Below are 7287 nucleotides of genomic sequence, written 5' to 3' on the forward strand. Positions count from 1 at the left end.
TTCGGGACCCGGAGCGCAGCGTGCTGATGGCACGTGAGCACCGGAAGCGCGAAAAGCCGCCATTTGCAGGCCGCCAGAGCTGAATGTCGATCCGTCCTAGGCCGATGCGGACCCGCCGTGCCGCGCCTCAGGCCGAGGCTTCGAGTTCGACCGAGCGGAGATAGGGTTTCAATGTCTTGAACCCCTGCGGGAAGCGCTGCTTCGCGTCCGCGTCGGACAGCTTCGGCGAGATGATGACCGCATCGCCGGGGTTCCAGTTGACCGGGGTCGCCACCGGCTGCGCGTCGGTGAGCTGGAGGCTGTCGATCGCCCGCAATATCTCCGCGAAATTGCGGCCCGAGCTGGGCGGATAGGTCAGGATCAGCCGGATTTTCTTGTTCGGGTCGACGACGAACACCGAGCGCACCGTATAGGTCGGGTCCGAATCGGGATGGATCATCTCGTAGAGCGCCGAGACCTTGCCGTCGAAATCGGCGAGCAGCGGATAGTCGAGCTTCTGCCCCTGCGTTTCCTCGATGTCCTTCGCCCAGCCGAAGTGCGAGTCGAGCGGATCGACCGACAGGCCGATCGTCTTGACCCCGCGCTTGTCCCACTCGCCGCGCAGCCGCGCGACCTCACCCAGTTCGGTGGTGCAGATCGGCGTATAATCCTTGGGGTGGCTGAACAGCAGCCCCCACGAGTCGCCGAGCCATTCGTGAAAGCGAATGGTCCCCGCGGTGCTTTCCTGTTCAAAATCGGGTGCGGTCTGTCCCAGCAAAATCGACATGTCAGCTCTCCTTGGCAATGGCGGCGACCATCGCAGAAGGCAGCGGGCGACCGAACCTAGATATTGTTGGGTAGCGCAAATCAAATATTGAATCCCGTTATGACTGCGGGATCGGAGCATTAAACAGAAAATATATTGAACATCATCATAAAAATTTTTGCTTCTTATTGAAGCAGTAAAGAATCCTTTGGCCGATCCCAACTTATTATCGCCGCGGATTCCCAACATTTCCTTTGCCAGTTTTCCGCCCGCCGTGCGATCTGCGCCGCCATTGCGCTCGCCTCGCTGCCGCGCCGCATACGAGTGGGCAGCCGGAGGCGAAGCGCCTCCCTATCGTCGAAGGGTCGAGAGAGATGACGGCTGAAATCATGACGGCACCGCAGCATGCCCCTGCCCTGCTGACGGGCGAGCAGGCCGGGCTGGTCGAGGCGCTGGGCGCGACGCTGACCGCCGAGCAGGCGCGCTGGGCGAGCGGTTATTTCGCGGGGCTGGCGCTCGGACTGGCGCGCGGCGGCGGTGCGGGAGCGCTCGCGTCGCCTGCCCCCGCCGCGCCGCGCCCGGCGGCGCGCACGCTCGCCATCCTTTATGGCAGCGAGACCGGCAACGGCGCCGAACTGGCGAAGAGCCTCGCCGCCGCGGCGACCGCGCAGGGTCTCGCCCCGCTACTGTCGGACATGGCCGACTACAAGCCGCGCCGGCTGAAGGACGAGCAGGACCTGCTGATCGTCGTCGCCACCCATGGCGAGGGCGACCCGCCGCAGCCCGCGGCCGATTTCTTCGATTTCGTCGAGAGCCGCAAGGCGCCGCCGCTGCCCGACCTGCGCTATGCCGTCCTCGCGCTCGGCGACATGAGCTATGAGCAGTTCTGCGGTGCCGGCAAGCGGATCGACGCGCGGCTGGAGGCGCTGGGGGCGCAGCGGCTGCGCCCGCGCGTCGACTGCGACGTCGATTTCGACGAGCCCGCGGCCGAATGGAGCGTCGACATATTGGCGCTGCTCGCCGCCGAACAGGCCGAAGCGGCGCCCGCAACGCCGGCCGCGCCGGCCGGTGCGGCGCCCGCGTCCGCCCCGGATGCCGGCCACGACAAGCGCAATCCCTTTCCGGCGACGGTGATCGAGAAGATTCGCCTGTCGGGGCGCGGGTCGAGCAAGGAGACCCAGCATGTCGAGCTGTCGCTCGCGGGATCGGGGCTCAGCTATCAGCCCGGCGACGCGCTGGGGTTCGTCGCGCGCAACGACCCGGCGGCGGTCGAGGCGCTGCTGGCCGCGCTCGACCTGCCGGGCAGCGCGCCGCTGACTCTCAAGGGGAAGGCGACGACGCTGGAAGAGGCGCTGGCGACGTCGCTCGAGGTGACGACCGCGACGCTGCGTTTTCTCGACCATTGGGGCGCGCTGACCGGAACCGGCGACGTGTTCGCGGCGATGGACAGCGGCGAGCGCGCGGCGTTCCTGCACGCCAACCACATCGTCGACATCGTCCGCGCCTTTCCGCTGAAGGGCGTTGATCCGCAGCGCTTCGCCGATGGGCTGCGGCCGCTCCAGCCGCGGCTCTATTCGATCGCGTCCAGTCTCGCCGCCTGCCCCGACGAGGCGCATATCACCGTCGCGCCGGTGCGCTATGCGCTGCACGACCAGCCGCGGTCGGGGGTCGCCTCCGGCCAGATCGCCGACCGCGTGGAAATCGACTCGGTGGTTCCCGTCTATATCCAGGCCAATCCGCATTTCCGCCTGCCGCCCGAGGGGCGGCCGATCATCATGATCGGCGCCGGCACCGGCGTTGCCCCCTATCGCGCCTTCCTGCAGGAGCGCGAAGCGCGCGGCGGCGGCCGGGCGTGGCTGTTCTTCGGCGAGCGCCATTTCCGCAGCGACTTCCTCTACCAGACCGAATGGCAGCAATGGCTGGCCGACGGCACGCTGACACGGATGGACGTCGCCTTCTCGCGCGACGGCACCCAGAAGCTCTACGTCCAGCACCGCCTCCGCGAACGGGCGCGCGACGTCCATGCCTGGCTGGAGGAGGGCGCGCACCTCTATGTCTGCGGCGACGCGGCGCGGCTCGCGCCCGACGTCCACGCCGCGCTGGTCGCGCTGATCGCCGAACAGGCGAGCGTCCAGACCGAGGATGCCGAGGAATATCTGCGCGATCTGCAGCGCGACGGCCGCTACCAGCGCGACATCTATTGAGGAACCGCCCGATGGACCTGCTTCCCCCCACCGACCGCAGCCAGGACGTGTCGCAGCCGCTCGACCGGCTGAGCCCCGACGAGACGTTGAAGGCCGAAAGCGACCAGCTGCGCGGGACAATTGCGCTCGGGCTGCTCGACCGCATCACCTCCGCGGTGCCCGGCAACGACATCAAGCTGATGAAGTTCCACGGCATCTATCAGCAGGACGACCGCGACGTCCGCGACGAGCGCCGCCGGCAGAAGCTGGAGCCCGCCTTTCAGTTCATGATCCGCGTCCGCTTGCCCGGGGGCATCTGCACGACCGAACGCTGGCTGAAGATCGCCGAACTGGCCTGCGCGCACGGCGGCGAGACGCTGCGCATGACGACGCGCCAGACCTTTCAGTTCCACTGGGTGCTCAAGCAGGACCTCGTCCCGCTGATCCGCGGGCTGCACGAGGTGCTGCTCGACACGGTGGCGGCGTGCGGCGACGATTCGCGCGGCGTGATGGCGACCGTCTATCCCGAATTCCCCGCGCTGCAGGCCGAACTCGCCGATCTGGCGAAGGCGGTCAGCGACCATGTGATCCCGAAAACGGGCGCCTATCACGAAATCTGGTACGGCGAGGAACGGGTTGCGACCTCCGGGCCTGAGGAGCCTTTCTACGGGCGCACCTACATGCCCCGCAAGTTCAAGATCGGCTTCGTCATCCCGCCGAACAACGACATCGACATCTATGCCCAGGACCTCGGCTATATCGCCATCGTCGGCGATGACGGGCGGATCGCCGGCTTCAACGTCGCGATCGGCGGCGGCATGGGGCGCACCGACAAGGCGCCGCACACCTATCCGCGCACCGCGTCGGTGATCGGCTTCATCACCCCCGACCGGCTCTATCCGGTGACCGAGGCGGTGATGGGCGTCCAGCGCGACTATGGCAATCGCGCCGACCGCGCGCGGGCGCGCTTCAAATATACGATCGACGACAAGGGGCTCGACTGGATCAAGGCGGCGATCGAGGATCGCGCCGGGCCGCTCGATCCCGCGCGCCCCTATGCCTTCACCTCGAACGCCGACCGCTATGGCTGGACCGAATCGGACGATGGCGTCCACCATTATACGCTGTTCGTCGAGAACGGCCGGCTCGACCGCGATCTGCTCGACCGGATCGAACCGATCGCGCGCGTCCACAAGGGGCATTTCCGCCTGACCCCCAACCAGAATCTGATGATCGCCGGGATCGCCGCCGCCGACCGGCCGGCAATCGAGGCGCTGCTCGCCGAGACCGGGCTCGCCGCGCTCAACGCGCGCAGCACGTTGCGGCTCAATGCGATGGCATGCGTCGCGCTGCCGACCTGCGGCCTCGCGATGGCGGACAGCGAACGCTATCTGCCCAGCCTGATCACCCGCATCGAGGCGATCCTGTCGCGCCACGGGCTGGAGAAGGAACCGATCACGCTGCGCATGACGGGATGCCCCAACGGCTGCGCCCGCCCCTATATCGCCGAGATCGGGCTGACCGGCCGCGCGCCGGGCAAATATAATCTCTATCTGGGCGGCGGTTTCCATGGCCAGCGCCTCGGGCGCCTCTATCGCGAGAATATCGGCGAGGCGGCGATCCTCGAGACGCTCGACGAAACGCTGGGCCGCTATGCCGCCGAGCGGCAGCCGGGCGAGCATTTCGGCGATTTCACCATCCGCGCGGGCATCGTCCGCGAAGTGACCGAGGGCCGCTTCTCGAACGATTAGGGCGTTTTCGGGTAAAGGCCGATCAGCCCGCCGCCGCCGCTGGGCGGTTGCGGTCGGCTGCGTCGAGCGCGAGCAGCGACGTGCCCCTGGTCTCGCGCATCGCCAGCGCCGACAGCAGGCTGACCGCGGCGGCGATGGCGATATAGGCGGCGATCGGGGTCCAGCTGTCATATTCGCGCAGCAGCGCGGTGCCGATCAGCGGCGCCCACGACCCCGCGACGATCGCCGTCACCTGATAGCCGAGCGACACGCCCGAATAGCGCATGCGCGTCGGGAACATCTCCGCCATGATCGCGGGCTGCGGCGCATACATCAGTGCGTGGATCGCGAGGCCGAGCATGATCGCGGCAAGGATCGTCGCGGTGGCGCCGGTGTCGAACATCGGGAAGGCGAGGAACGGCCAGACCATGGTGAGCGCGGCCCCGGCGATATAGACGGGCCGGCGCCCGATCCGGTCGGCGAGCGCGCCGACCAGCGGAATGGCGACGACGTGGACAATATGCGCGGCAAACAGCAGCGCGAGGATGCGCGTCGTGTCGATCTCGCGATGGTGAAGATAGGTGATCGAGAAGGTAACCACCATATAATAGACGATATTCTCGCCGAAGCGCAGACCCATCGCGGTGAACACGCCGCGCGGATAGTGGCGAAACACCTCGGTAAGACCATAGCCCCCTCCGGCCGAGGCCTCGGCGTGCGCCCGCGCCTCCTCGAAGATCGGCGAGTCGCTGACCTGGGTGCGGATATAATAGCCGATGACAACGATCACCGCCGACAGCCAGAAGCCGACGCGCCAGCCCCAGGCGAGGAAATCCGCGTCGGACAGCGTCGCCGCGAGGATCAGCAGCACCGCGGTCGCGAGCAGGTTGCCGAGCGGCACCCCCGCCTGCGGGAAGCTGCCCCAGAAGGCGCGGCTGCGGTTCGGGCTGTGCTCGGTGACGAGCAGCACCGCCCCGCCCCACTCGCCGCCGAGCGCGAAGCCCTGCACGAAGCGCAGCAGCACCAGCAGCGCCGGCGCCCAATAGCCGATGCTGTCGAAGCCCGGCAGGCAGCCCATCAGGAAGGTCGACACGCCGATCAGCACGAGGCTGAGCTGCAGCAGCGCCTTGCGGCCGATGCGGTCGCCGACATGGCCGAACACCACCCCGCCCAGCGGCCGGGCGAGGAAGCCGACGGCATAGGTGGCGAAGGCCGCGATGATGCCGTCGAGCTCGTTGCCGGTGTCGGGGAAGAAGAGCTTGCCGAACACCAGCGTCGCGGCGGTGCCGTAGAGGAAGAATTCATACCATTCGACGACGGTGCCGGCCATCGACGCGCCGACCACCTTCTTCAGATAGGGAAGGTCGGCTGTCTGTTCATGGTCCATCTCGCTTTCCTCCCCGACGCTGCTGTCTTCCTTAGTCCCGCGCCCCGAACAGGGCGGTGCCGACGCGCACGTGCGTCGCGCCCAGCATCACCGCGGTCGGATAATCGCCGCTCATCCCCATCGAGCGCAGCGGCAGCGCGTGCCGTTCGGCGAGTTCGTCGAGCAGCGCGAAATAGGGCGCGGGTTCGCGATCCGCCGGGGGGATCGCCATCAGCCCCTCGATGCGCAATCCGGCCTCCGCCGCCTCGGCGAGCAATGCGGGCAGGTCGGCGACCGCACAGCCGCCCTTCTGCGCCTCGTCGCCGACATTGACCTGGACGAAGAGGCGCGGGCGCCGGTCCAGCCGGTCGCACGCCTTCGCCAGCGCGTGTACCAGCGACGGGCGGTCGACCGAGTGGATTGCGTCGAACAGCATCACCGCATCCTCGGCCTTGTTCGACTGGAGCCGGCCGATCAGGTGCAACGTGATGCCAGATGCTTCGGCGCGCAGCGCGGGCCATTTGGCCGCGGCCTCCTGCACGCGATTCTCGCCGAAATGACGCTGGCCGGCGGCAATCAGCGGGCGGATGGCGTCGGCGTCGTGCGTCTTCGACACCGCGATCAGGCAGACGGCGTCGGCCTCGCGGCCGGCGCGCTTCGCCGCCGCCGCGATGTTGGCCCGCACCTCCGCCAGCCGCTCTGCCGCTTGGTCCATTCCGTTCGCCTCCGGGTGGCGTGCGCGTTGCGCGCCGCCCCGACGCGCCTATAGGAAGAGCGATGCCTCGACGCCACCCCCCGCCGCGCGGTGCCCGCCTTTCCGGTGTCTGGTTGTTCACCGACGAACGCGCCGCGACGCCGCTCGCGCGGCTGGCGGCGCTGCTGCCGCCGGGCAGCGGTATCGTCGTGCGGCACGACGGGCTGGCGCCCGGTGCGCGCTGGCGCCTGTTCCGGCGCCTCGCGCGCATCGCGCGAGCGCGGCACCTGTCGCTGCTGCTCGCGGGGCCGCCGGCGCTGGCGCGGCGCTGGGGCGCCGACGGCGTGCATCTGCGCCGGCAGGGGCGCGGCGCGGCGGCGCAGGCGCGGCGGCTGGATCTGGTCCGCACGATGGCTGTCCACGACCGCGCCGAGGCGCGCGCCGCGCGCCGCGCCGGTGCGCAAGCAGTGTTCGTCTCGCCGCTCCACCCGACGCGTTCGCACCCCGGCGCGCCGACGCTATCGACCGCCGAGTGGTTGCGGCTCGCGCGGCTGGCTGGCGGGCGGGCG

Annotated in this window: 6 protein-coding genes; 3 read left to right on the top strand and 3 right to left on the bottom strand. The window is 68.7% G+C overall.

Annotated features, from left to right (window positions below; translation table 11 throughout):
- Positions 1 to 127 precede the first annotated feature (127 nt).
- Positions 128 to 766 (bottom strand): peroxiredoxin, encoded by a 639-nt coding sequence (locus ABS88_RS04825; RefSeq protein WP_067111702.1) that lies wholly within the window; start codon positions 764 to 766, stop codon positions 128 to 130.
- Between the two features lie 353 nt (positions 767 to 1119).
- Here ABS88_RS04825 and ABS88_RS04830 point away from each other — a divergent pair, with 353 nt between their 5' ends.
- Together ABS88_RS04830 and ABS88_RS04835 are read left to right on the top strand one after the other, a co-directional pair.
- Positions 1120 to 2949 (top strand): assimilatory sulfite reductase (NADPH) flavoprotein subunit, encoded by a 1830-nt coding sequence (locus tag ABS88_RS04830; RefSeq protein ID WP_286749290.1) that lies wholly within the window; start codon positions 1120 to 1122, stop codon positions 2947 to 2949.
- Between the two features lie 11 nt (positions 2950 to 2960).
- Positions 2961 to 4679, top strand: coding sequence for an NADPH-dependent assimilatory sulfite reductase hemoprotein subunit (locus tag ABS88_RS04835; RefSeq protein WP_076073443.1), 1719 nt, complete (start codon positions 2961 to 2963; stop codon positions 4677 to 4679).
- A gap of 22 nt (positions 4680 to 4701) precedes the next feature.
- Here ABS88_RS04835 and ABS88_RS04840 read toward each other — a convergent pair whose 3' ends face one another.
- Positions 4702 to 6045 (bottom strand): MFS transporter, encoded by a 1344-nt coding sequence (locus ABS88_RS04840; protein ID WP_076073444.1) that lies wholly within the window; start codon positions 6043 to 6045, stop codon positions 4702 to 4704.
- Positions 6046 to 6076: 31 nt separating this feature from the next.
- Positions 6077 to 6739 carry a YggS family pyridoxal phosphate-dependent enzyme gene (locus tag ABS88_RS04845; RefSeq protein WP_076073445.1) on the bottom strand — a complete coding sequence of 221 codons (663 nt, stop codon included), beginning with the start codon at positions 6737 to 6739 and terminating at the stop codon, positions 6077 to 6079.
- 62 nt (positions 6740 to 6801) lie between these two features.
- Between ABS88_RS04845 and ABS88_RS04850 the strand changes: the two genes are divergently transcribed.
- Positions 6802 to 7287, top strand: a 486-nt coding sequence (locus ABS88_RS04850) for a thiamine phosphate synthase (protein WP_286749294.1), incomplete at its 3' end; no start/stop codon positions are given.

The sequence above is a fragment of the Sphingopyxis sp. SCN 67-31 genome, from assembly GCF_001725095.1.